At 42.6% G+C, this 23444-nt stretch carries 20 protein-coding genes; 11 read left to right on the top strand and 9 right to left on the bottom strand.

Features of this window, described 5'->3' with window-relative positions; all coding sequences use genetic code 11:
• Window positions 1–12: 12 nt before the first annotated feature.
• Together K9M07_06330 and K9M07_06325 are read right to left on the bottom strand one after the other, a co-directional pair.
• A complete protein-coding gene (locus tag K9M07_06330; GenBank protein MCF7852839.1) occupies window positions 13–1419 on the bottom strand; it encodes a hypothetical protein in 1407 nt (468 codons plus the stop codon).
• Window positions 1397–2254, bottom strand: a complete 858-nt coding sequence (locus K9M07_06325) for a Cof-type HAD-IIB family hydrolase (GenBank protein MCF7852838.1) — start codon at window positions 2252–2254, stop codon at window positions 1397–1399. Before K9M07_06325 ends, K9M07_06330 begins: the two co-directional genes overlap by 23 nt.
• Window positions 2255–2352: 98 nt before the next feature.
• Between K9M07_06325 and fliO the strand changes: the two genes are divergently transcribed.
• Window positions 2353–2736, top strand: a complete 384-nt coding sequence (fliO, locus tag K9M07_06320; GenBank protein MCF7852837.1) for a flagellar biosynthetic protein FliO — start codon at window positions 2353–2355, stop codon at window positions 2734–2736.
• Here fliO and K9M07_06315 read toward each other — a convergent pair.
• From K9M07_06315 to K9M07_06300, 4 genes are all read right to left on the bottom strand, one after another.
• Window positions 2733–3191 (bottom strand): NUDIX domain-containing protein, encoded by a 459-nt coding sequence (locus K9M07_06315; GenBank protein ID MCF7852836.1) that lies wholly within the window; start codon window positions 3189–3191, stop codon window positions 2733–2735. The two genes, fliO and K9M07_06315, sit on opposite strands and share 4 nt — an antisense overlap.
• Before the next feature lie 69 nt (window positions 3192–3260).
• The gene (locus tag K9M07_06310) at window positions 3261–5426 is read right to left on the bottom strand and encodes an ankyrin repeat domain-containing protein (GenBank protein MCF7852835.1); all 2166 of its coding nucleotides are present in this window, start codon (window positions 5424–5426) and stop codon (window positions 3261–3263) included.
• Window positions 5427–5608: 182 nt separating this feature from the next.
• On the bottom strand, window positions 5609–6067 hold the full coding sequence (locus K9M07_06305; GenBank protein ID MCF7852834.1) for a hypothetical protein: 459 nt from the start codon (window positions 6065–6067) through the stop codon (window positions 5609–5611).
• On the bottom strand, window positions 6067–6615 hold the full coding sequence (locus K9M07_06300) for a hypothetical protein (protein ID MCF7852833.1): 549 nt from the start codon (window positions 6613–6615) through the stop codon (window positions 6067–6069). Before K9M07_06300 ends, K9M07_06305 begins: the two co-directional genes overlap by 1 nt.
• Window positions 6616–6912: 297 nt before the next feature.
• Between K9M07_06300 and K9M07_06295 the strand changes: the two genes are divergently transcribed.
• Both K9M07_06295 and K9M07_06290 read left to right on the top strand, forming a co-directional pair.
• The gene (locus K9M07_06295; GenBank protein ID MCF7852832.1) at window positions 6913–7797 is read left to right on the top strand and encodes a hypothetical protein; all 885 of its coding nucleotides are present in this window, start codon (window positions 6913–6915) and stop codon (window positions 7795–7797) included.
• Entirely contained in the window at window positions 7794–8441 is a 648-nt protein-coding gene (locus K9M07_06290) for a hypothetical protein (protein ID MCF7852831.1), read from the top strand. The genes K9M07_06295 and K9M07_06290 overlap by 4 nt, the downstream gene beginning before the upstream one ends.
• Window positions 8442–8462: 21 nt before the next feature.
• On the opposite strand, the gene K9M07_06285 is transcribed toward K9M07_06290, so the two are convergent.
• The 3 genes from K9M07_06285 to K9M07_06275 form a co-directional block, all read right to left on the bottom strand.
• Entirely contained in the window at window positions 8463–9155 is a 693-nt protein-coding gene (locus tag K9M07_06285) for a superoxide dismutase (protein MCF7852830.1), read from the bottom strand.
• Window positions 9152–10459, bottom strand: a complete 1308-nt coding sequence (locus K9M07_06280) for a dicarboxylate/amino acid:cation symporter (GenBank protein MCF7852829.1) — start codon at window positions 10457–10459, stop codon at window positions 9152–9154. The genes K9M07_06285 and K9M07_06280 overlap by 4 nt, the downstream gene beginning before the upstream one ends.
• A gap of 94 nt (window positions 10460–10553) precedes the next feature.
• Entirely contained in the window at window positions 10554–11834 is a 1281-nt protein-coding gene (locus K9M07_06275; GenBank protein MCF7852828.1) for an ATP-binding protein, read from the bottom strand.
• Window positions 11835–12209: 375 nt separating this feature from the next.
• Between K9M07_06275 and cyoA the strand changes: the two genes are divergently transcribed.
• The 8 genes from cyoA to K9M07_06235 all read left to right on the top strand — a co-directional run.
• On the top strand, window positions 12210–13100 hold the full coding sequence (gene cyoA / locus K9M07_06270; GenBank protein MCF7852827.1) for a ubiquinol oxidase subunit II: 891 nt from the start codon (window positions 12210–12212) through the stop codon (window positions 13098–13100).
• Between the two features lie 16 nt (window positions 13101–13116).
• Window positions 13117–15078: a cytochrome o ubiquinol oxidase subunit I gene (gene cyoB / locus K9M07_06265; protein MCF7852826.1), complete on the top strand. Its 1962-nt coding sequence runs from the start codon at window positions 13117–13119 to the stop codon at window positions 15076–15078.
• Window positions 15075–15683, top strand: coding sequence for a cytochrome c oxidase subunit 3 (locus K9M07_06260; GenBank protein ID MCF7852825.1), 609 nt, complete (start codon window positions 15075–15077; stop codon window positions 15681–15683). Before cyoB ends, K9M07_06260 begins: the two co-directional genes overlap by 4 nt.
• Window position 15684: 1 nt before the next feature.
• On the top strand, window positions 15685–16128 hold the full coding sequence (gene cyoD / locus K9M07_06255) for a cytochrome o ubiquinol oxidase subunit IV (GenBank protein ID MCF7852824.1): 444 nt from the start codon (window positions 15685–15687) through the stop codon (window positions 16126–16128).
• 6 nt (window positions 16129–16134) lie between these two features.
• Window positions 16135–16986, top strand: coding sequence for a heme o synthase (cyoE, locus tag K9M07_06250; protein MCF7852823.1), 852 nt, complete (start codon window positions 16135–16137; stop codon window positions 16984–16986).
• Between the two features lie 70 nt (window positions 16987–17056).
• On the top strand, window positions 17057–17638 hold the full coding sequence (locus tag K9M07_06245) for a hypothetical protein (protein ID MCF7852822.1): 582 nt from the start codon (window positions 17057–17059) through the stop codon (window positions 17636–17638).
• Between the two features lie 182 nt (window positions 17639–17820).
• Window positions 17821–18462, top strand: coding sequence for a hypothetical protein (locus tag K9M07_06240; GenBank protein MCF7852821.1), 642 nt, complete (start codon window positions 17821–17823; stop codon window positions 18460–18462).
• Between the two features lie 286 nt (window positions 18463–18748).
• The coding region (locus K9M07_06235; GenBank protein ID MCF7852820.1) for a hypothetical protein at window positions 18749–23444 on the top strand (4696 nt) is incomplete at its 3' end.

Raw genomic sequence — 23444 nt, 5'->3', positions numbered from 1 at the left:
ATATTGTGGGACTTAATCGTTAAGATTAAAAGCTTCGGTGGGAATTGTGAGCTTGAGAGTGAGGACTTCGCCGACTTCCCATCGTGTCGCGCGGATGTTTAGACAAAGGTCATAGGCATCAAACTTTGTTGCGCAGAGTTGGGAAGGGCGGTTTGAGCGGGAGATTTGCCCCATGAAAAACCGCTCTTCGTTTTGGCAAGAAAATTGCAGGTCGAGTTCCACATCTTGTGTTTGGATCGAGACATTATCGCGCGCGCTAAAGACCGTCGCCGGGCGTCCTTCGACTAAGATGCGGATATCTTCAGGGCGATTGATAAAGAAAGAAAGGATGGGAGATCGGCAATCTTCGGGGTTAAAAGGCGTAGTGAGATGAACACTCATGATCACTTCATTATCTTCAAACTGTGATTTGACTTCAAAACTCCCCATATAACCGGTGAGGTGAAATGTCCCAAAAGTATAATTAAAAAAACTTTGACATGGGTTAAAATCACTCGATAGCTTTAAAGAGGTGAGATGATCTTCTTCACGGATCGCAGTAAGATACTTAGCGTCACAAAAGCGAAATGAGCGCTCGTTACGATAGAGCTGCTGAAAAAATCCCGGATCAATCAGCGTGTATTTAAATTGAAAATCCCCTTTTTGGAACTCAATGGGTTTAGCTTCTTCATTGAGTTCTGCCATAAGCGCATGCACAAGTGAGCATTGGGGTGTTTCTTTGACCCATTTTTCATTCACAATCGGACCGATATAACTTGAGGTTTTCAGATGAAAATGGCTGATCACCTCAGCAAAACACTTCTCAAGCGTAGCCTGAAAGGGTGTATTGTAGAGAAGATTCGCGAAAATAAGAAGCTCGCTCATCTCTTGACTGCTCTCTAAATAAGGCAGTATGGGATCATCGATCACTTTAAACTCTCGATTTAGGAGTGAGCCCCAAGCGCGATCAAAACAAATCAGTTTAAATTGATTCAGTGGGGTTTTATGAGAAAACTCCAGTGCCGAGGCAAACTGCCGCTCTAAAGCAAAGAATAGCCTCTGATAGAGGGGCTCAGGCATTGCCTTTTTGTATTCTGCAACGATCCAAAATAAAGGAACTAGGATATCGATTTGAACATGAGAAGGCTTTACAAAGGGAAAGTTGTGTAGGTAATGAGGGAATTTCCCCTCTATTTGAAAGCAAAGCAAGTGATCGAGCAAGCGCGCCCCTTCTTGCATATCACTCACCTGATGCGTTTTGAACAGGGTCAAAATATAGAGGAAATTGTGATAAATCGAGATCGTGTCATGATGCTCAACAAAAGGCTGTTCCATATTAAAGTGAATAAGGGAAGTCTGCCCGCTTAAATGCGTTTTAAATGCCTCTAGGGCAGTCAATAGCCATGTTTTTGATAGCTTAGGTGCGTCTAAAATTTCCATCTCTGTCAATAACCTTTTGAAGTGCTTTCATTACACCGAGCTCACTTGGAAGATCCGCAATGGCATCGGCATGATCGAGTAATTCTTGTGGAGCATTTTTCACCCCAATACTATATGTCCCTCTGCGAAGCATCGCAATGTCATTGCGATCATCCCCTGCAACAATAATGGGCTCTTTAATTTTTGTGAGTTTGCAAGCCTCTTCAACCGCGTGAGCTTTATTCATTTGATATGCAGTAATCAATAAAATATGCATCGAGGGATCTATCGTATCTCGAATGATACTTGTATTAAAATCTCTACAAGCCTTCTCAATGGACTGCAACAACTCTATACTCCCAAAACACTTAATCAATGGAACTTGTTTTTGAATCACGGGATCCTTCGGTCCTGAAATTTTGACCCAATCTGCGCGAGCTACCTGCATCAGTTTCTTGAGATAATCAAGCCTATCTTGAGAATAGCGATCGGGATTATAATAACAAAAATCTCCATGCTCAAATCCCGAATAGATAATATAATGCCCCTCTTGATTTTGATAAAGCGATTCAATTGTTTGAAGAATAGAAATATCCATATAGCGGCGGTAGAGCTTTCGATATGAGGGGTATTCAATCATATCGGCTCCGTTTTGAATGCCCAGCAAAATGGGGAAGTCAATGGTCGTAAGAGCTAATTTGGCGTAGGAGAGCGTACGCCCCGTGACAAAAAAGATTTGCCACCCTTGACGATGTAAATCGCTCAGGTAATTGGAAAAAGGTTCAGGAACTGCCTTCCCTTGCATAGCAGAGGTTCCATCAATATCAAGAGCTATCATCCCTTTCTTTACCATCATACCCACAATTTTTTGTATTTAGTATAAATTCTCCTTTGATATATCCTCTACCTTATTCCTCTCTATATAAAAAAAACTCCTTTATAAGGCCAAATGGTATGCGACGATTTTTTCTTTTTTTCTCCATCTTGGCCCTCCCCTTTTTTGCATGGACCGAAGAGATCCCTCAGGCTGAACTCACTCACACTGAAGAGGTATACACGCCTCTTGACCCACAAAATTTCAAAGTGACTTTTTTTAAAACACTAACACTTATTGTTTTAGCACTGGGGATTGTTTTTTTCTTACTTTGGCTTGTGAAGCGCTTCTCTAATCAGCGATTCTCATCGCTTAATCATCAAAAACACATCAAAATCATTGAAAAAAGGCCGATTAGCCCTAAAACAATGCTCTATGTTGTCGAAATTGCCGGATCACACCTTCTTGTGGCAGAAAGCCAACTCGAAATCAAACTGCTATCAAAACTCGAAAAGATAAACTAAAAAAGCTCCCCTTCTTGGACCCGGGAGAAATTGCAGCTTGACATCCGTTCAAGATAAATCTTAACCCAACTAGGCGTAAGGGGATGATTCAAGATTTCATCAAAAGTAAGCCAAAAATAATCAGCCACCTCACGAGGGGATGGATTAACCTCATGATGGGTCTTTTCAAGAGAACAATAAAAAATCACATCCAATACATGCTTTTGATATGTATCAACAAAGTATGAACTCGTTACAAATTGTATTTGATCGATCAAATCGAGTCCCACTTCCTCATTGACTTCCCTTTTTAACGCATTTTCCAGAATATCGATGTGATTTTTTCCATCTTCAAAGTCAACTTTCCCTCCGGGAAAAGCCAGTAATCCCCCTGCATGCCCACCCTCAGGGCGTTGAATCATTAAAAATCTATCCTCTTTTTGAATAATACATTCGACGACGACAAGATAGTTCATAAAACCCTCTTAAGCTTCAGTTCCAAGAAATACTGTAACAAAACGACGAAATGTGGGCTAGTGTCAGACCTAAATTTCCGGTTTTCTGAGAGCCATTATCCGCTTCCAAGAAGGCGCCGACTCACTATCCGATTTATGTGCACTCACCTCAACAGCCTTTCGAAAACGTAATACCTTCATTCTTAGATTAACAGAAATAGCTTTTTGTAAGGATTCTTTCAATGATGGGGCTAATTTAATTATTTTACGAGCAATCGTAGCCGATACATCAATACGGTGTTCTTTTACAAAGCCCTCAACAGCGGGGGCACACCGGGGGACTCTTATCAAAATTGTGATAATATCTTCCCAAAACTCCGGCCCCACTAGCCTTTTTGGGAGCACTGTAAGGTAATTCGTGAGGCTCAAAACAGGGTTTTTTGAATGTAAAACAGACTCAAGCGGTCTCGGGCCCGGTCCACTGACAACAAGGGAGGGACATTCTAGAAGGGGCTCAATTGTAGCAATATCTCCTTTTGCGACTGCCAGACCAAGCGCTGTCTCCCCATATTTACTCCTAACATTTGGATTAGCGCCTCGGCTTAAAAGAAATCTTAATGAACCAAGATGCCCTTCTTGGGTAGCGACATAGAGTGGCGTCTTCCCATCCATATTAACAGCATTTATATCAGCGCCATTCCCTATTAGACACATCATTGCAGGGAGATAATCTCCTTTAGCAGCTAAGTGAAGGGGTGTATCTCCATCTTTATTCATAGCATCCCGATCAGCTCCTGCTCGTATAAGAGCTTCCATTATAGGCCCACCCCTACTAACTACAACATGAAGCGCCGTATTCCCATCCCGATCCTTGGTATTTACCTTAGCTCCTTTGCTTAAAAGAAGATTTACTGAATCAAGATGACCTACTCCGGTAGCCAAGCTAAGGGGCGTACGCCCATCTTTATTCATAGCATCCGGATCAGCTCCTGCTCGTATAAGAGCTTCCATTATAGGCCCACCCTTTCTAGCTGCAGCATGAATCACCGTATTCCCATCCCGATCCTTGGTATTTACCTTAGCTCCTTTGCTTAAAAGAAATCTTACTAAATCAAGATGATCTCTTTCGGCAGCGACATAAAGCGGAGTCTCCCCCCTATCATTGACAGAATCCACAGCAGCACCACACGTAATCAGACACTCTACTGCGGCAAGATGGCCTCCTAAGGCAGCCAAATAAAGGGGTGTACAGCCCCCCGGGATCTTAGCATCATAAACACCGGCCTTCCTATCCTCATAATTAGCCTGCTCTGCTATGCGATTAATTATGGCAACATTTCCATTTCTTGCTGCTAGATGAAGAGGTGTTTGCCCGCTAGCAATTTCCACTAGATGATGATGAGTTGGCGCTATATGATGAGCCGGCTCTCTAGTAAGCGCATCCCAGCGGGCGCCGGCACATAGCAGAAAGTCTACTACAGCAAGCTTATCTCGCTTGATAGCATGATGGAGCGGAGTTAATCCCATTCCATCAGAAACATCCAAAGGAGCACCGTATTTTATCAGTGGAGCTACTAAGCTAGGCTCATCTGCTTCGATAGCGAGGGAAAGTAAACTGGGGTTTTCTTTTACAAAGTCTACAATAATGGGGGTATAATCAGGTATACGTGTCAGAATTTCGCTAATGTCTTCCCAAAACTCCGGGCCTACCAGCTCTTTCGGAAGCGCTTTAAGGTAGTTGCTGAGGTTCAAATCGGGAGTTGTCGAACGTAAAATATACCAAAGCGGTCTCAAGTCCCGTCCATTTTTTATTAAAGTGTCAGCACCAAAATCTAGCAGTAGCTTCATTCCTTCAAAACTACCTTTTTCGGCAGCAACATGGAGGGGGGCCTTCCTATCTGCATTAACAGCATTCACACCGGCGCCATATTCCATCAGAAATTTTACTACCGCAAGATGCCCCTCTTCAATAGCGACATAAAGCGGGGTCTTCCCCTCCCTATTAATAGCAATAGGATCCGTTAGCGCGCCATATCTTATCAGAATGTCCAGTACTTTAATGTTATTTATTTTGATAGCGCGAAAAAGTAAATCCGGCGAGTTCCGATTATAAGTTTGCAGTTCTAAATCAGATCTTAGAAGAGACTCAATTTGAGCAAGATCAGCCTTGTCGACGGCATTATAAAGCGCTTCCTTTGGGGTTCCTATTTGATGGAAAAAAGAATATGAGTTACTTCCTGAAATTGATGACGCCATATGCATGCCTTTTATATCATATTTTTTATAGTTATATATGACAATTATAGAAGTTAATAGCATTTCTCTTAAAACAGTAAATAAAATATTTAAAACCGAATCATGCTTAATATAAGCCCTTTAAAGCGCCGATTATCGGCTTACATCCTATTCAAAAGGCTTATTTACAATATGTTATGATATTATATTCCATAGACGTGAAGAATAAGGCCAATTGCTAGGGTAAAGGGGACAACCAAATCGAGATAAAAAACGATTCCCGCATTTCCGATTGAAAAGTTCCCATGTCGTTTCATATCAGTAATATGGACAAGCGCGTTTCCTAAGTAGAAAATAATGACACCGATTGCCGTTGCATACCAATAGGTTGAGTAAAAAAAGGAGAGCGTGCCAAGAACCGCAAAACTGAGATGCGCAACTCCCACCTCATGCTGGTAAGGCGTATGCGTCCAATGAACATAACGGGCCGTCTTTTCAGAGAATAAGAGATTGCCAAGACACTTCACAAGTCCACTCATACCTACTGAAATCAGAAAGATAGCTTTCATCAACTGAATACCAAAAAATCCATTGGTATCAATTTTCATCCAAATAGCTAATCCCCAAGATAATAAGTATAAAACAAGAGTGATGATGCCCATTATTTTTCATCCCTTTCTGTCGACTTCTTATGGTGATGATAAATAACCCAGGCCATGAGAATCGCTGCCCCAATGGTGATAGGCAGCATCACGCTATAGAGGTATTCGGTGAAAAATGCAGCGCCTGCCGTAAAGAACCCCAAAATCACACCAATGATAATAAAAATCACATCGTGATAGATCCCGGCTAAAAATGTCGTTAAAGCCAACATAATTAAAACTTGAAGACTCGCTTCAAAGCGCCCGACAATCCCCATTGAGACAAACAGAGAAACCAGATAGACCCCCATGATAAGCGCAACCCAATGGAGGATCTCATGCCAAATTTTAATCGCGGTTACCTTGTGGGACTTACGACGCAAATACCAACTCAGCCAAATGGATAAGACGGCATAGACGGGAACCATAACTCGCCAATACGTCCAAGCTCCACCGCGTATTAAATCAGAAAAAATAAGACCGACAAATGATAATAATAGCATTGTCAATCCGACGATGAGCCTTGCTCTCCAAGGGTGGTGAGGCTGATGTTTTTCTTGTTCTTCCATAACTTGACCCTATTTGATTTTTTGCTATTTGTCAATTTGACGCTTTTCTTTTTTTAAATAATTTTTTACAAGGGAACATATACCGAAAGTGATTCAAGAGTTGGAATTTTTAGAAGCCGGCTATAGCGATGGTCGATCGGGCCGAAGGCCCTTCTACCTGAACCGACGCGCTATTGACAATAGGCAGAGGTGAGGTAAATCGATCAAGCGGGGATGCCGGCGACAAAAAAAACAATTCTTGAATGACGAGCGGTATATACCGGTGATAGATTTTTTTAGAGGAAATAGCAGGAATTCATGACAAAGCCCATTACTCTCAAACGAAAAACAGCAAGTGGCGACATGCTAACGGCAACTTTTTCCCCTGAAAAAGGGATGAACTTGCTGAGCTACCGACTTGATAAAATTGAAGTGATCGATCAATCTACCCGCCCATTATACGATGAGCGTTCTGCCGGCCTTGGTGCAATTATCGGTCCCCATTTTTACCGCCGCCAAGAGGACAATCTTCCGCCCTTACCCGATGATGATCTCTTTCCCCATATTGCCAAAGAGAAAGCCGAAGGACATAAAGATGTCTTTTCACATGGCATTGCTCGCTACGTTCCTTGGAACTTTACCAGCGATGAAACCTCCATCAAAGCGCGCCTTTCTTCCATCGATAACTACCACGGCGTCCTTCTGAGTCATCTTGAAGGGGAAAATTTCGTGATGACCTTTGATGCCACCTTGCAAGAAGACGGCCTTGTCATCGATTTTGGAGTGAAAACGGATAAAACCGGGATTGTCGGGTTGCATTATTACTATAGCATTGATCATGAGGATGCCGTTGTAAAATCGGTTATCCAAAATGTGTATAACGATATGGGAGAATTTAAACCCCTACCTGACGAATGGACCGAAGAAGACATCCATCATCTGAAATTTATCCTTAATCAAGAAGCCGATTTTGGTTTTCTCCCCTTTTCTAATAATAACACTTCCCTCGTGACCTTAGAAAACAAAGAGTATAACTTAGAAATCTTCTCACAGACGGAATCTGATGAACACTCATGGCAGCTTTGGCACCCGGCAGGCGCAAGCTTTACCTGTATTGAGCCAATGAGCGCTAAAAACCCTCGTGGAATCCTCCCCAAAGAAGGGCGTATCCGAGTTAAAATCACAATTGTGCCTAAAGAATGACGCTTAACCGCTTTGATGCTATCTTTTATATTAATTTAAAGCACCGAGAAGATCGAAGAGATCACTTTCTCAACGAGCTCAAAAAATTAAATGTCGACCCGAGCAAAATCATTCGCATTGATGCCTTTCAAGACCCCTTTAACGGACATCGAGGCTGCGTATTTAGCCATCTTAAAGCGCTTGATTATGCACAGACTCATCTTCTATCAAACGCTGTGATTTTCGAAGATGATTTTGTCTTCTTACAAACTAAAGAATCCATTCAGCCCTATATTGAAACACTCTTTTCATCTGAATTTAATGATTGGGATATTTTTTTTATGGGAACAAATGTTATTCACTATGAAGGAACATTAAACCCCCTGATTAAAAGAGTCACTGAATCTCAAGCTGCACATGGCTATGCTATTAATAGCCCTTATTTTGAAACTTTGAAAAATACATTTCTTTATTCATTTCAATCTCTGAATACCAGCCTCTTTCTAGAAAACCATGGAAAACACCTTTTAGACCAAGCTTGGAAGCCCCTTCAAAAAACCGGGAAATGGTATGTTGCCAATTGCTCTATTGGCAAACAAAGTGATTCATTCAGCGATATTACCTACACCATATCTAAGCGCAGTCATCCCTTGTTTTACCCTTAGAGCCCGAAGGCGCAGGCTCGATTAAAGATGCCGAGCCATATCATAGCGATTGGAGACGACATTCCAATTAATATTTGTGAGAAAGGCTTGGATATAGTCGATGCGACTTAAACCATATTCTGTGATGTAGGCGTGCTCCCAAACATCCATCGCCAAGATAATTACCCCTTCAGCCAGCTCATTGATATTGTGTTCATTTACCCACACATTATAAAGGCGGTTCACCTTTGGGTCAAAATAGAGAATGGACCAACCCACTCCCCTAAGCATCCCGGTTGCGATAAAAGACTGCTCCCAGTTTTCATATGAACCAAAATCCTTGATCACCTGTTTATAAAGGGGCGCTGCGGAATTCAACGGACGCTTTCCTCCGAGATTCTCAAAGTAAAGCTCATGAAGTCTCATCCCATCGAACTCAAAGCCAAACATCCTTTTTAATCCGGAATACTCAAGCGTATCCATCTCATGGTTAAGCTCTTTTTCGCGGATTTTCTCAATCAGGGCATTGGTATTTTTGACATATCCTTCGTAGAGTTTAAAATGCATTGTCAATAGAGCATCTGAAAACCCCTTCATGCCAATGAGATGGTAAAAGTTTTTTGCTTTATAGACATCTGATGGAAGAGAAGCCATCACCTGGGGAGGGGGCGGAGCAGCATTGATTTGAGCACATAATGCCAATAAAGCAAATGCCACTGTCATATATCGTTTCATACTTCATCCTCCAAAGTTGCGGGATCTTGAGCCAAGACTTTCTTTTCACCTTCTGTTTTAGCAACCAAAATAGCGCAGCAGCTATCGCTAAACACATTAACACTTGTTCGGCACATATCTAAAAGGCGATCGACGGCAATAATTAAACCAACAGCTTCTGCCGGAAGCCCTAATGTCTTCAAAATGATAATCACAACGACAAGTGAGGCCGAAGGGATTCCCGCTACACCTATTGAAGTGAGCAAGGCTAGAAAAATCACGACAATTTGTGAGACAAATCCAATTTCAATCCCATAAACTTGTGCAATAAAGATGGCAGCAACCGCCTCGTAAAGAGCTGAACCGGCCATGTTGATCGAACCGCCAAGGGGGATCACAAGCGACGTAATCATATTCGAAACGCGGGCTCTCTTTTCGACACATTCCATCGTAACCGGCATTGTTGCCGAAGATGAACTCGTTGAAAATGCGGTGAAAATGGCCGGAACCATTGCTTTCACATGCCACCACGGATTGACTCTCCCGACAAAAAAGAGGAGCAGCGGCAATGCAACAAAGGCATATAAGCTAAGAGCGAGAAGCACAACCAGTACAAACATCCCTACGGATCTCAAAGCATCTAGCCCCGACTTCATAAAAGCCTCTGTGACTAAAAAGAAGACCCCTAAGGGTAAAGCTTTCATGATAATGCGGGTGAACTTTAGCATTGTGCTAAACACACCTCTAAAAAATTGAGAAACGGCATTGGACTGATCTTTGGGAATTTGAGAGACGGCGTAGCCGAAAATAATGCTAAAGAAGATCAAACCGAGCATATCGTTTTGGGCAAATGCATTGACGACATTGGATGGGATGAGATTAGAGATAATATTGCGCACATTAGCCCAGATACCACCCCCCGTATGTTCTGCCGCCAGGTTTTGCATTTCTTGCGAAATCCCCTGCTGCATATCAATAGCGCTGTGGAAGCTTCCCGGTTGGATGAGGTTTGTCAGAGAAACTCCAATCAAAATCGCGATAAAACTTGTCCCCAAGTAGAAGACAAACATTTTAAGACCCAAGGTACTAAAATGCTTTTCAGTTCCAATGCGCGACATCCCGTTAATAATTGAAGATGAAACAAGGGGCACAACAATGAGCGTTAAGGCGTTGAGAAACAGCTTCCCCCCGATTGAAAGAACAGGCTCAATCCGAGGGATATAATCTTGACCGAAAGAATAAAGAAAAGAGCCTAAAGCGACACCTAAAACAATGGCAAATAAAACCCACCAAATTCGACGACCCGCTTTGTCTTGTGCACTCATATCATTCCTATTTGAACGGAGACCAAGCTGCAATTTCCCTGATTTAAGCGGGGAACTCACATGGCCAACGATGTGATAGCTAATTATTCCTTATTTAACCTGATTTTGTAAATAACAACCATTTCCAAATCGGTAATACCAAAACCCGAAACTCGTCCATTTCGATTGTGTCGCTTTCATTTTCCGTAAGAATGATCCCGTCCTGTAAATCATAAGCTTTCATTGCTTCAATTAATCCTTCGAGCTCTCGTTTTTTTACTTCCGGATTTGAGAGGCTTGTTGTCACTTGAATGGCTTGAACAATCCGATTACCTTCTCTCACAACAAAATCACATTCTTTCTTCTCCTTGTGAAAGTAGATTTCCTTCATCTTCATCCTAAGATGAAGAAATACCATATTCTCCAAGAGACGTCCTCGATCTTCACTCACTCGGAACCCGGTTGTTCGAATCAGGGCCAGATCGATCATATAGCACTTCTTATTGGATTGAATTTGCTTTTGTAGAGAATGACTGTATCGGCAAATAAAAAAGCAAAGATAACATTGCTCCAAGTAATCACAATAATTTGTGATTGTGTGTGGACTACTCACGCCGACAGTTTTAGCCAGATTTGTATAACTAAACTCTTTTCCTATATTGCTCGCTAAATAATACACTGTTTCTCTCAACGCTTTTTCATCCTGAATTTTATAGCGAACAATGATGTCTCGATAGAGAATTCCCTCTAGCAAGTCTTTCAGATATTCTGTTTTTTCAAACTCTAGATATTCCGGGATTCCCCCATTTTTTAAATAATTAGAGAAATGATGTAGGAGCATGCCAACATCAGTTGTCGATAGAGCTTTTTTAGAAAGCGCCTCGGGGTACTGATGACGCACGATTTCAAAAAAAGAGAGGGGAAATACCTCCAATTGAATGTGTCTACCTGTTAAATGCGTTCCCAACTCCTTGCTCAACAGCCTTGCATTCGATCCTGTGATATAGATTTTTTTTCCCTGCTCATATAGTCTTCGAACAAAACGCTCCCAACCTTCAATGTTTTGGATTTCATCAAAATAAAATCTAGGTTGATCTCCAAATAACTCGATGAACACTTCTAACAACGTTTGAAAGTCACTCACTTGAAACTTCACAAGACGTTCATCATCAAAGTTAAAATAGTAATCCGAATAGTTATTCGTTTTGAGTAATTCAAATTGCAGCATGCGTTGGATGGTCGACTTTCCGGATCTTCGGATTCCACTGAGAATAATGATATTTGGATCGTTAGCAAAACCCTGGATTGTTTCAGTCACCGTTCGATGATAATAATTCTTTGGCGATCGGTATTTGAGTTGATCCATGATAATTTGCTTGAGAATCTCTCGGTCCATATTTTTGCCCTTCCTTTCCCGTATTATATTTAAAAAACCATGTATTGTCAATGCACGGTTTCGCAACAAACCATGTGATAGAGTTAAAGTAAATATATAGCACACTAATTTTTAACAACTTACAATTTAAATAGGAGCCAATCAATACTAGGACATGTCTTTAACTCGACTTTGCAACTTTTTGAGCCCGCCTGCCTCGGTCTTTGCTCTCGGATGTTCGACCTATGGTCGAACCGGGGGCTTATTAAATAAGTTTGCAAATTCCTTGGGTTTTTAAAATAATTTCTAGACATTCCCGAGACATTAATGTAAAAGTAAAAATTTTGGAGTTTTTTCTCTAACTTTTTATGAAATGACATTGTCTAAGGACCTAAGATGAACAAAAAATTCAAGTTTACTTTCCTCCTACTCTCATTATTTGCCATGATTGCTGTGGTTGTGCTTTACGTAGTGACTCATAAAATAGCAGTCCTCGACCCCAAAGGTTTTATCGCAGATAAACAACGAGATCTCATCATCATAGCTTCTCTTTTAATGCTCATTGTTGTCATTCCCGTTTTTGTAATGACAATTTTATTCGCATGGAAATACCATCACAGCAATGACAAGGCAAAGTACACACCTGATTGGGATCATCACCATGTAGCAGAACTTGTTTGGTGGGGGCTTCCTTTTGCCATTATCATTGTCCTTGCAGTTCTTGTTTGGAAAACAAGCCATGAGCTCAACCCTTTTCGCCCTATCGAGTCAGACAAAAAAACCATTGCTATTCAAGTTGTTGCTCTTGATTGGAAATGGCTCTTTATTTACCCCGAGCAGAAAGTGGCTTCGGTCAACTTCGTTGCCATTCCACAAAACACTCCCGTCGAATTTGAAATTACAGCTGATGCTCCCATGAATTCATTTTGGGTCCCTCAACTCGCCGGACAAATCTATGCGATGCCCGCCATGCGCACGAAACTCAACGTCATTGCCAATGAATGCGGATCCTATCGCGGTTCTTCATCAAATTTGAGTGGAAAAGGATTTGCAGGCATGGTTTTTACCGTTGAAGCAATGACAGAGAATCAATTTGATCAGTGGGTTCAAACAGCACAAGACTCTAACCGCGCCCTCACAGCTAAGTCCTATGAGGAACTTGCAGAGCCAAGTGAATACAACCCAATTGAGACCTATACCCTTGAAGCGAGCAATCTCTTTGAGCATATTTTAGATAAATACACCGTTCCCCCTGCTGACTTACAAGAACAATTAAAACAAGAATAGCAAATAGGAAAAGAACATGTTTGGAAAATTAACAAGTGCCGCTTTCAAGCAAGATTTTATAGAACACATGGCAGGACTTTCCATGCTCCTCGCCTTACTTGCTATTGTCGCGCTCATCACTTACACCAAAAGATGGAAATGGCTCTGGGTTGAATGGCTTACTTCCCTAGACCATAAGCGCATTGGCATTATGTATATCGCCTTCTCTGCCCTTATGCTTTTCAAAGGCCTTATCGATGCGGTCATGATGCGCGTGCAACAAGCTTTTGCCGTAGGTGATTCAATGGGGTATCTCACCGGCTCCCACTTTCAGCAGATCTTCACTGCACATGGTGCAACCATGATCTTCTTTGTGGGAATGGGCGTTATTTTTGGCCTCATTAACTTGGTACTGCCTATTCAAATCGGCGCTCGTGATGTGGCTTTTCCTTTTCTCAATAATATTAGCTTTTGGCTCTTCACTTCAGGCGGACTCTTTATTCTCGCCTCACTTGTCATCGGTAAATATGCCGGAACCGGTTGGGTCTCTTACCCCCCTCTTTCCGGAATTAAATATAATCCGGGAACAGGCGTCGATTATTGGCTGTGGAGCGTCCAGATTTCCGGTGCGGGGAGTTTGCTCTCGGGCATCAACTTTATGGTGACCATTTTTAAAATGCGCTGCCCCGGTATGAGCCTAATGAAAATGCCGATCTTCGTATGGGGATCTCTTGCGACAATGGTGCTTGTGATTTTTGCATTCCCCATTCTTACGGCAAATGTTGCAATGCTCTCTTCGGATCGTTTACTCGGCACACACTTCTTTACCTCAGATTACGGCGGTAATCCCATGATGTATATCAACCTCATTTGGGCATGGGGCCATCCTGAAGTCTATATTTTGATCCTTCCGGCTTTCGGTATTTTTTCTGAAGTTGTCCCCGTCTTTTCACAGAAGCGACTCTTTGGATATGCCTCAATGGTTTGGGCTATTGTGGCTATTACATTTCTTTCCTTTATTGTATGGCTTCACCACTTTTTCACAATGGGTGCCGGTGCAAACGTCAACTCCTTTTTTGGCATTATGACTATGATCATTGCCGTTCCAACCGGCGTTAAAGTCTTTAACTGGCTCTTTACGATGTTTAGAGGACGCATTGTTTTAACGACACCGATGTATTGGTTTCTAGCCTTTATCGGGACCTTTACTGTGGGGGGAATTGCCGGCGTCTTGATGTCTATCCCTGCAATTGATTTCCAAGTCCACAATAGTTTATTCCTCATCGCTCACTTCCACTCAGTGATCATCGGCGGAGTCGTATTTGGTTTCTTTTGCGGATATTCTTATTGGTTCCCCAAATTCACGGGCTTTAAACTCAATGAGCCACTTGGTAAATGTGCCTTTTGGTTTTGGTTTATCGGATTTTTAACTGCTTTTATTCCCCTCTATATTTTAGGACTTATGGGGGCGACTCGCCGCCTGAACCACTATGCCGAATCCACCGGCTGGCAACCTCTTTTCCTCGTTGCAGGATTGGGGGCCTTGCTCATTCTCATTGGCGTTGGCTTTCAAGTCTTACAACTTGTTGTCAGCATCAAACAACGCAATCAAAATCGCGACACGACAGGAGATCCTTGGAATGGCCGAACTCTCGAGTGGTCTATCCCCTCTCCGGCGCCCTTCTATAACTTTGCGGCGACACCTGAAGTGCATGAACGAGATCCGTTTTGGGCAGCCAAACAGGCTACTATAAAAGAGAAACCGCGCTATGAAGAGATCCACCTCCCCTCTAACACGGGCCTTGGGTTTTATTTTGGCGCACTTAGCTTCCTTTTCGGTTTTGGCGTCATCTGGTTCATGTGGTGGCTTGTTATCGCTACGGCTATCGGCATGGTCGCTTGCCTCATTATTCGCTTAGCTCAAAACACTCCTGAATATACACTGAAAGCAAGTGAAGTGGAAAAAATTGAAACAGAAATAAGGAATCGATACGTATGACAAATCAAGCAAATGCGATGCATGAGAAGTATCCGGATACCCATCACGATACTTATTCAAAAACCCTCTTTGGATTCTGGCTCTATATTTTAAGCGATTTTATGCTTTTTGCCACTTTTTTCGCAGTCTATGTTGTTCTGCGAAAAAGCACCTATGGAGGATTGACCCAGGCGGATATTTTCAATGTCCCCTTTAACTTTGCACAGACACTTGTTCTTTTAACAAGCGCCTTTACCATTGGAATTGCAAATATCTATGTACACAAAAGCCACAAAATTAAAACCATCTTTTGGATGGCGATCACTTTTGCTCTCGGTCTTTCTTTTTTGATCCTGCACTCCGTCGATATTTCTCGACTAATGGAAATGGGATACAATTGGCAGCGCAGCGCCTTTTTATCGGCGTTTTATAATCTCATTGGAATGCATGGAATTCATACAATCTTTGGCCTCTTGTGGATGATTGTTCTTCTCGTGCCCGTGTTTCGACATGGTTTGACAAAAACAAGTGTCAGACGCCTCAGCTGCTTAACCATGTTTTGGCAGTTTCTCAATCTCGTTTGGCTTTTCATCTTTACACTCGTCTATCTGGTAGGAGCAAATTAATATGGATACACACCAAGGTTTCACTCGCAGCTTTAAATCATTAATATGGGGATTTATTCTCTCAATTGCATTCACGCTCGTGGCCTTTGTCATTGCCATGGCAAACATGCTCAGCGGATGGCCTCTTGTTTTGACCGTTATGGGACTGGCTAGCGTGCAAGCTCTCATTCAACTTGTCCTATTTATGCATCTTGGAGATGAAGAAAAGCCCCATTGGTATTTGATTTCATTCCTATTTATGTTTATTGTTCTCGTCGTTCTCGTTGGAGGATCCATGTGGATCATGAACAATTTAAATTACAATGTCATGACTTCTGCCGAGCATATGGAAGTCGCAAGCTCAGCTGAAATGACCGGACTACCCATACCGGAAGAACTACTAGAAAACCATGAGATTGTCATTAGAGATCAAGTGCAGATTGAGCAGCCTGAAGCATCACATTAAAACCCTATGATTAAAGCATATTATATCTTAAGTAAACCCGGCATTATCTATGGGAATGCCATTACTGTAATCGCCGGGTTTTTATTGGCCTCTCAGGGTGCATTTCACTCATGGCTATTTTTTGCAACGCTGATTGGTTTATCTTGCGTGATTGCTTCGGCCTGCACGTTTAATAACTATATCGATCGCATGTCGGATCGCAAAATGCGGCGAACACAAAATCGCCCCTTGGTCATTGGCTCAATCCCTAATCACCACGCCCTCATATTTGGAGCCTCACTCGCTTTTTGTGGTTTTTTTATGCTTCTTGTCTATACCAACCTCTTGACAACACTCATCGCAGTAGTTGGATTCGCCATTTATGTCTTTGCTTATAGCTTGCTCAAATACCACTCGGTTCATGCAACATTGATTGGAAGCTTGGCAGGAGCCGTTCCTCCCGTCATCGGATATACGGCCGTGACAAATCACTTTGATCTCGCCGCTTTTCTCCTCTTTGCTATCTTAACTTTTTGGCAAATGCCCCATTTTTATGCCATTGCGATCCACCGCATCGAAGATTATGCTGCCGCCTCCATTCCGGTACTCCCTATTCAAAAAGGGCTCACCGCAACAAAAATCCAAAGCTTTGCCTATATTATTGCCTTTTTTATCGCTTCGATTTCCCTCACTTACTTTCATTACACCGGCACGGCTTACTTCATCACAATGGGACTGCTCTCAATAGCCTGGGCTATTCTCGCGCTTAAAGGCTTCCGAGCACAAAATGAACGCCTTTGGGCTCGCCGCATGTTTCTCTTCTCTCTCATTATCATTCTATTCTTCTCTCTCACCCTCTCCCTCTCAAACTGGGTTTAAAAAAATAGCTGCGCTAAAATCACCTATATCCTATGGTGTTACTTCTTAAAAACATACGGGAGACAAAATTATGGCATCCGCATTTCCTTCTAGACTTCATTTTGGTACAGTCACTCCAGCTGATATATTTTTCAGCGAGGTTTTAAATAGAGCAAGAACTAATCAACAAACGCCTCTAACACCCACCCATACCCCAAGAGAATCTTCATCGGTATCATTATCTTTGGAAGAGCGCTCTGTCGTTGTCATTGATGATAGCACATGTACATCCGCCATTCGGAAAATCACTCAATTCCTCCTTGAAAATAAAGTCTATGTCGATGCCGATTTAATTAGAACCGATGGAAATAAAGCCCCACTTCATGAAAAAACAACCTTTATGACCCGAATCACTTCAGAAGAGCGCCCTTTAGTGTTCAATCAAGTGCGCGCAATTGTGAATTTCATGGCCAGAATCTTCCATCACAAATCTCCTCTGATTCAAATCGTTCCTGATGCTGATAACAAAGATCCTTCCGGGAGATTGCATGGTATTCGAAGCGTTGATTTCCTCATTGAAATGGGTGGGAAAAGAATTAAAGGCCAAAGTCTTCATATTGCACAATCTCTTGCCAATGGCTTAACGAAATATGCCAGAAGCTTAAAAGCATAGACACCTTGCCTACCGGCAATGGTCGCTCGATCCGGACACAAAAAGTTGTGCAACTTCCTTGCACAACTAAGCGTTATTTTTGATAAATGGCATGAGTTTTATAAAATCTTAAAAAACCTTACCTAAAAATTCGCACTGAGATTATGATCATTGCCATTTCAATCTTAACTCAGGAGAAAAACATGGCTATTATAGCAGGAGAGAGAACCTACGCAAGTGCTTCAATGGCACCTATTGGCGCAACACACAGTATTAATGGAGACAAGGCCGTTTGTGAAGCTACAATTAGAAATGTAGCCACATTTCTATTAATGCACTATCCCACATCCTCTCCATCAATGCGCACTCAGTTGAACAACTTGAAAATTTCACCCCTATCTTTAGAAGAACTCGCCTTTGCCGCAAAGCTAATTGGCGACCTGCCCATGATTCACATTGTTCCTGATGCGGCTAACAAAGATCCCACAGGAGGAGTTTTAATCACAAGAGAAATGGAAATATCCGTTAATCGTGAATTATCTGTGCTTGGAGTCACCGGTCGTTCTATTAGCGGCGCACAAGTGACGGGAGTTCTTGCGAAAGTTAAAGGAATCGCGATTTCAACGAAAGCAATGACCGCGATTGTAAATCATTCAAAAGCTCTAGTAGAAGAAAAAAGAAGAGCAGAAACGAGATCCATCATTGTTGTCCACTCAGGCGGCAACCCTTTTGGACGAATAATACCAACGGAAATCCCAACCGCCGCACCTGTTTTTGCTCACGGTAAATATACACGTATCGATCCCCCGGCCGATTCTTGCTGCTCTTGCTGCACCGTTGCATAATTCGATAAACTATCAGGTTATTGACCATAAGGACTTTAACAACCACAGAGTACACAGAGAAAAATCAAGAAAATGCGCATTCCGGCGCCTCTGTGCTCTCTGTGGTAAAAACTAATATTGGCTCTTCGCGCTATCGAAAATCCATACCTTCAGGCTGCAGATCTCCTCCCCAACTTTGTGAGAAATGTGGGCTAAACAGGGGTAAAAAAGAGGCAATCAAATTTTAACTTTTCATTAATTAAATCTTTAATTATGTTGTATTCTTACTGTTCAAAAATTTTGTACAATGAGACTGCAACTTTTTCTTCTCACTTTTTGTCTAAAATTATGTGCTGAGGTTGATTATTCCAACTTAACGACCTACTGTGATTCTCAGGCTATTCTCAACAATCACATGGCCGTGATTACCGGGCAATTCATTGACCGGAGAAACGATCTTCTCTTAGCGGGTAAGGAACCGATTTTTTTCTCTTCAAGTTTCACCGCACCGCTTCGCAGCCTCAATACTCCGCACGGCTCCTTTTTCGTCATGCCACACCTGCACGCAGAACATGACGAAGGATGGAATGGGCTTTTTGGAACCGAAGCCTATATTAAAATCCAAGATGATCACGGCTCAAAGCTCCGCTTTGTCTCACGCAATACAAGTAAAAAACACCTAGCCATTGACTTCAATATCATGATCACAATCGGAATGGCCAACACATTTAAAGGAGAGCCTAGCGGTCAAACCAATCCGCTGAATACACGCGTCCGCTATTACCCTCGCGATAAACACATTAAAGTGATTTTTGGAGATGGGACCGAAAGGATTTACGGACAGCGCTACTGCTATAAGAAATTCGCAACTTTTAATCGGTATCGCTATGACCTCATCAAGGAAAAACTGAGAAATGGCTGCCTTCGTTATTACAAATACGACGAACACCGCAGAATCTGTCAAATCACATCAACCAACCCTTTAGCAACTAAAATCTATGGGTCGGCTTGGTTTCATTATCCGACAGATAATAAAAATTTCGAAAGCTCTGATTTTCAAATCACAACCAGTCACGGCAAAAAACACAAATATACTTTCCAAATCTATTGTAAGCCAAAATCAAAAGAAAATAAGATTAAACTCAAATTTAATAGATACAAAGAAGTAATCCCTGCATATGGCCTAAGACAGGTGTATTATTGGAAACAGAAGGGTCCGGGAGAGCCACTCTATCCGGAAGGAATCGACTATTATGCCGGAAGAACCATTCATTTTCATCAATTTGAAAGCGGCCCTTCCGCTCAAAAGGAGCGCCTATCTGCCATTTCGGGTCCGATCGGAAATCATGGAAGCGAAGGCACTATTCAAAGTATTTCATACGATTTAGGACAACTCTCAGATGAAGGGTGGAGTCGAGATGGATATACCGAAGTAAGGGACCCCTACCAACAAAGAACTACCTATCACTTCAATCAAAAATTTGATCTGACTCATATTAATCGATTCAAACGAGAGGGCAATCGCGATATCCTCGCTTCTTCAGAACATTTTTGCTGGGAAGAAAAGGACTATCTAAAACTCCTCAAATGCAAATACATCACCGAAGGCCCTTCAAAAAACGGCATCCTATCCACTCACTACGCTTATGATGCTCGAGGCAACATCATCGAAACAACTCAATTTGGCCACTTCACCGGTCAAAATAAAAATCCAATGCAACTCGACACATCGGGAGTTCCCAATAACAACGCTGAAAAAAGAATCACGCGCAAAACCTACACAGAAGATGGGACAAATCGTTTATTAAAAGTCATCCACCCCGATCAAACCTCTGAAACATTTGCTTATCGAGGAGACACCCATCTTGTCACCCTTCACCTCATCTACGACAGAGAGCAAAAGATCATCCACAGATCCCACTTCACCTACAACTCAGATCATGTTCTGATTAAGCAAATCGAAGATGATGGAAATTCACCCGATATCGACACTCTCTCTCAAGTGCATCTCTGCAAAATCACCAGAATCACCCCAACAGCTAAGGACCCGGGCATTGATTTTCCTCATATCATTACAGAAAACGCCTACGATCAAAAGACAGGTCGAGAACTCCTTCTAAAAAAGACGATTCTCTTCTATACCCTTGAGGGCTGGATCACGAAAAAAGAAATCTACGATGCCAACAATCAATTGTGCTACGCCCTGCATTATAAATATAATGATAAAGGTTGGCTCCTTTATGAAACCGATCCCCTCGGTCATGAGACGCAATATACTTATGATCATATCGGCAACAAAACTTCGACGATCCATTTGCAACAATGCACTATGCAAACAATGCATTATGATAAAGCTAATCGCCTTGTGCACGAAACAATACAAGCCGCAAATGAGACCCGTCCCTCGTATTATCTCTATAACGCTAACTCAAAAAAAATAGCTGAGCGCAACTATCTCGGCCTTGAGACGCGCTATGAGTACGACTCCCTTGGCAATCTGATCAAAACGATTTCACCCCCTTTCTTATCCAAGCAAAACACGCTGATTTCTAAAATACAAAGTGCTAGCTATAATGCATTTCAACACCCTCTTTCTAAAAGTGATAGCTTCGGATCTACAACCCATTTAACCTATAACAGCCTTGGCAAAGTGACTCAAGAAATCGCAGTGGATGGGGCAATCACGCAAACTATTTACAACCCCGATCAAACTGAAGCCAAAAAAATTCTTCCCAACGGAACAGTAGTTCTGACAGAATACGATGCAGCAAAACGCCCCCTCAAAGTGTCAACTTACGATTCTTCCGGACAATCTCTCACATGTAAAACCTTCCTCTATGAGGGATCGCTTCTCGTGCAAGAAATCGATGAAGAGGGAATCGCAACGACCTACCATTATGATGCTGCAGGTCGAGTCATTGAAAAGTCCAAGGATAAAACGAAAACGACATTTGAATACGACTCCTTAGGAAGACTTTGTTGCGAGACTCAGCATCCCTCAAGCAATCCCTCAGAAGCCATTCAAACCTATACTATCCGCGATCATCTCGACCGCATTATCGAAGAAAAAACCGTTTGCAACACGATCACGACACATCACACAAAAACCTATTACGATATTTACGGAAATGTGGCCCTCAAAACAACAATGACAAATCAGGCAACGCTCTGTGAAAAATGGGAATATGACCCCTTTGGTCGCCTCTTGACCCATACCGATGCTCAAGGGGCCATTACCCGCTATGCTTATCGCGAAGTTCCCTTTCAAAATGGCAAACCAACTGCTCAAGCTCAACACATCTCAGGTTTTTCTGATTTTAAGGCAAAACCTGCCACAATTTATGTTAATGAAGTCACACAGATTTCACCTAAAGGAGTCAAAACCGTTCGCCTTCATAACGAAGTGGGTCTGATCATCTCAGACATCACATACGACCCCCTCGACCAAATCCTTCGCCAAGAAACGTTTGCCTATGATGCCGAATATCGAAAAATTGAACAGAAGAGCACCATCATCTTCAACAATGAGCCCATTGAACAACACACCACCTCTTGGGAATATGATGTGAAAGGCAACATTGCTAAAATTCAAGAAGGAAGTCATCTCGCTTCCCCACGCATCACATGCATGCAATATACGTTTGACGACCAAATCTCTAAGCAAACCAAACCCTCCGGCGTAACTATTTCCTATGCTTATGATGCCTTATCACGCCTCATATCCATTATCTCATCAGATAAAACCGTCCATTATTCATTGACTTATGACAAAAAGGGAAGGCGTACTCAAACATTCGACCATATCCACAACACGACAAGTCTTATCACTTATGACGTATGCGACAACCCTATCTCCGAAACATTGGGGAACGGTTTGGTCATTGAAAGAACATATGACGCGCTTCATCGCAAAACATCTCTTACACTACCCGATCAATCTCAAGTATTTTACACCTATCAAGGAGTCTTTCTATCGACAATTAGGCGCAATGATCAAATCCATTGCTTTGATCAGTACGATACCTCAGGCCTTTGTTTGAAAGAATCGCCTATGTATCAACTCCCTATGAGCACCTATACTTATGACACGGCCGGGCGCCCTATCAAAGCCTCTCACTCGAACTTATCTCATGTGATTGAATCCTATGATCCGGAGGGGTTGGTGCTCAAATCAACGATTCACACCTTCTTAGGGGATTATAGCGCCGAGTTTACTTATGATGCGCTCAACCAACTGAGCCAAGAAACCGGCTACATCACCCATTCTTACCATTTTGATTCACACCACTCACTTCGCTCAAGAGACGCGCACACAACCCACATTGCCCCCATGCACCAACTGACCTCCCTCAACGACCTCACCATCACCTATGATGCCAATGGAAATCGAGCCACACTTTCAAAAGCTACACAATCATTTGAATACCGCTACGATGCACTTGACCGCCTTATCGAGATTAAAACTCCATGCAAAACCCTAACCTACACATACGATTCCGAACACCGCTGCCTCTCTCAGACGATCACCCCCCACCACGGCCCCTCGACCACACTTTACCTGATTTATGATGGGCAATGTGAAATCGGCTCCTATCTCAATAATGCCCCACATGAACTCCGCATATTAGGCGCAACGCCCTATGCCGAAATCGGCTCCGCAGTCCTTCTTGAACTCGACAACAAACCCTATGTTCCCCTTCATGACCTCTTCGGCAATATCACGATGCTGATCGATCCGACGACTCAATGCGAACCGGAACACTACATCTACTCTGCCTTCGGAGAGCTCTCACTCAAAACGCCCCCAATCAGCCCATACACCTATCAATCCAAACGCCACTGCCCCTATACGGGCCTCATCCAATTTGGCCGCCGCTTTTACGACCCCACGATCGGAGCCTTTATCAACCCCGACCCCAAAGGCCTCGACGCCATCCCCAACCCCTACACCTACCTCTACAACAACCCACTTCTCCACCACGACCCCTGGGGCCTAGAAGAAG

Source organism: Simkaniaceae bacterium (assembly GCA_021734805.1).
Taxonomy (GTDB): Bacteria; Chlamydiota; Chlamydiia; order Chlamydiales; family JACRBE01; genus Amphritriteisimkania.
Note: the sequence above shows the minus strand (reverse complement) of the source record. Positions and strands in the feature narration are given on the sequence as shown.

Bases quoted from the DNA above. Each gene is read 5' to 3' on its own strand.
- K9M07_06280 (MCF7852829.1), bottom strand. From the start codon at position 10,459: ATGAGTGCACAAGACAAAGCGGGTCGTCGAATTTGGTGGGTTTTATTT.
- cyoB (MCF7852826.1), top strand. From the start codon at position 13,117: ATGTTTGGAAAATTAACAAGTGCCGCTTTCAAGCAAGATTTTATAGAA.
- cyoD (MCF7852824.1), top strand. From the start codon at position 15,685: ATGGATACACACCAAGGTTTCACTCGCAGCTTTAAATCATTAATATGG.
- cyoE (MCF7852823.1), top strand. From the start codon at position 16,135: ATGATTAAAGCATATTATATCTTAAGTAAACCCGGCATTATCTATGGG.
- K9M07_06315 (MCF7852836.1), bottom strand. From the start codon at position 3,191: ATGAACTATCTTGTCGTCGTCGAATGTATTATTCAAAAAGAGGATAGA.
- K9M07_06300 (MCF7852833.1), bottom strand. From the start codon at position 6,615: ATGGAAGAACAAGAAAAACATCAGCCTCACCACCCTTGGAGAGCAAGG.
- fliO (MCF7852837.1), top strand. From the start codon at position 2,353: ATGCGACGATTTTTTCTTTTTTTCTCCATCTTGGCCCTCCCCTTTTTT.
- K9M07_06295 (MCF7852832.1), top strand. From the start codon at position 6,913: ATGACAAAGCCCATTACTCTCAAACGAAAAACAGCAAGTGGCGACATG.
- K9M07_06325 (MCF7852838.1), bottom strand. From the start codon at position 2,254: ATGATGGTAAAGAAAGGGATGATAGCTCTTGATATTGATGGAACCTCT.
- K9M07_06305 (MCF7852834.1), bottom strand. From the start codon at position 6,067: ATGGGCATCATCACTCTTGTTTTATACTTATTATCTTGGGGATTAGCT.
- K9M07_06290 (MCF7852831.1), top strand. From the start codon at position 7,794: ATGACGCTTAACCGCTTTGATGCTATCTTTTATATTAATTTAAAGCAC.
- K9M07_06245 (MCF7852822.1), top strand. From the start codon at position 17,057: ATGGCATCCGCATTTCCTTCTAGACTTCATTTTGGTACAGTCACTCCA.
- K9M07_06330 (MCF7852839.1), bottom strand. From the start codon at position 1,419: ATGGAAATTTTAGACGCACCTAAGCTATCAAAAACATGGCTATTGACT.
- K9M07_06260 (MCF7852825.1), top strand. From the start codon at position 15,075: ATGACAAATCAAGCAAATGCGATGCATGAGAAGTATCCGGATACCCAT.
- K9M07_06310 (MCF7852835.1), bottom strand. From the start codon at position 5,426: ATGGCGTCATCAATTTCAGGAAGTAACTCATATTCTTTTTTCCATCAA.
- cyoA (MCF7852827.1), top strand. From the start codon at position 12,210: ATGAACAAAAAATTCAAGTTTACTTTCCTCCTACTCTCATTATTTGCC.
- K9M07_06275 (MCF7852828.1), bottom strand. From the start codon at position 11,834: ATGGACCGAGAGATTCTCAAGCAAATTATCATGGATCAACTCAAATAC.
- K9M07_06285 (MCF7852830.1), bottom strand. From the start codon at position 9,155: ATGAAACGATATATGACAGTGGCATTTGCTTTATTGGCATTATGTGCT.
- K9M07_06240 (MCF7852821.1), top strand. From the start codon at position 17,821: ATGGCTATTATAGCAGGAGAGAGAACCTACGCAAGTGCTTCAATGGCA.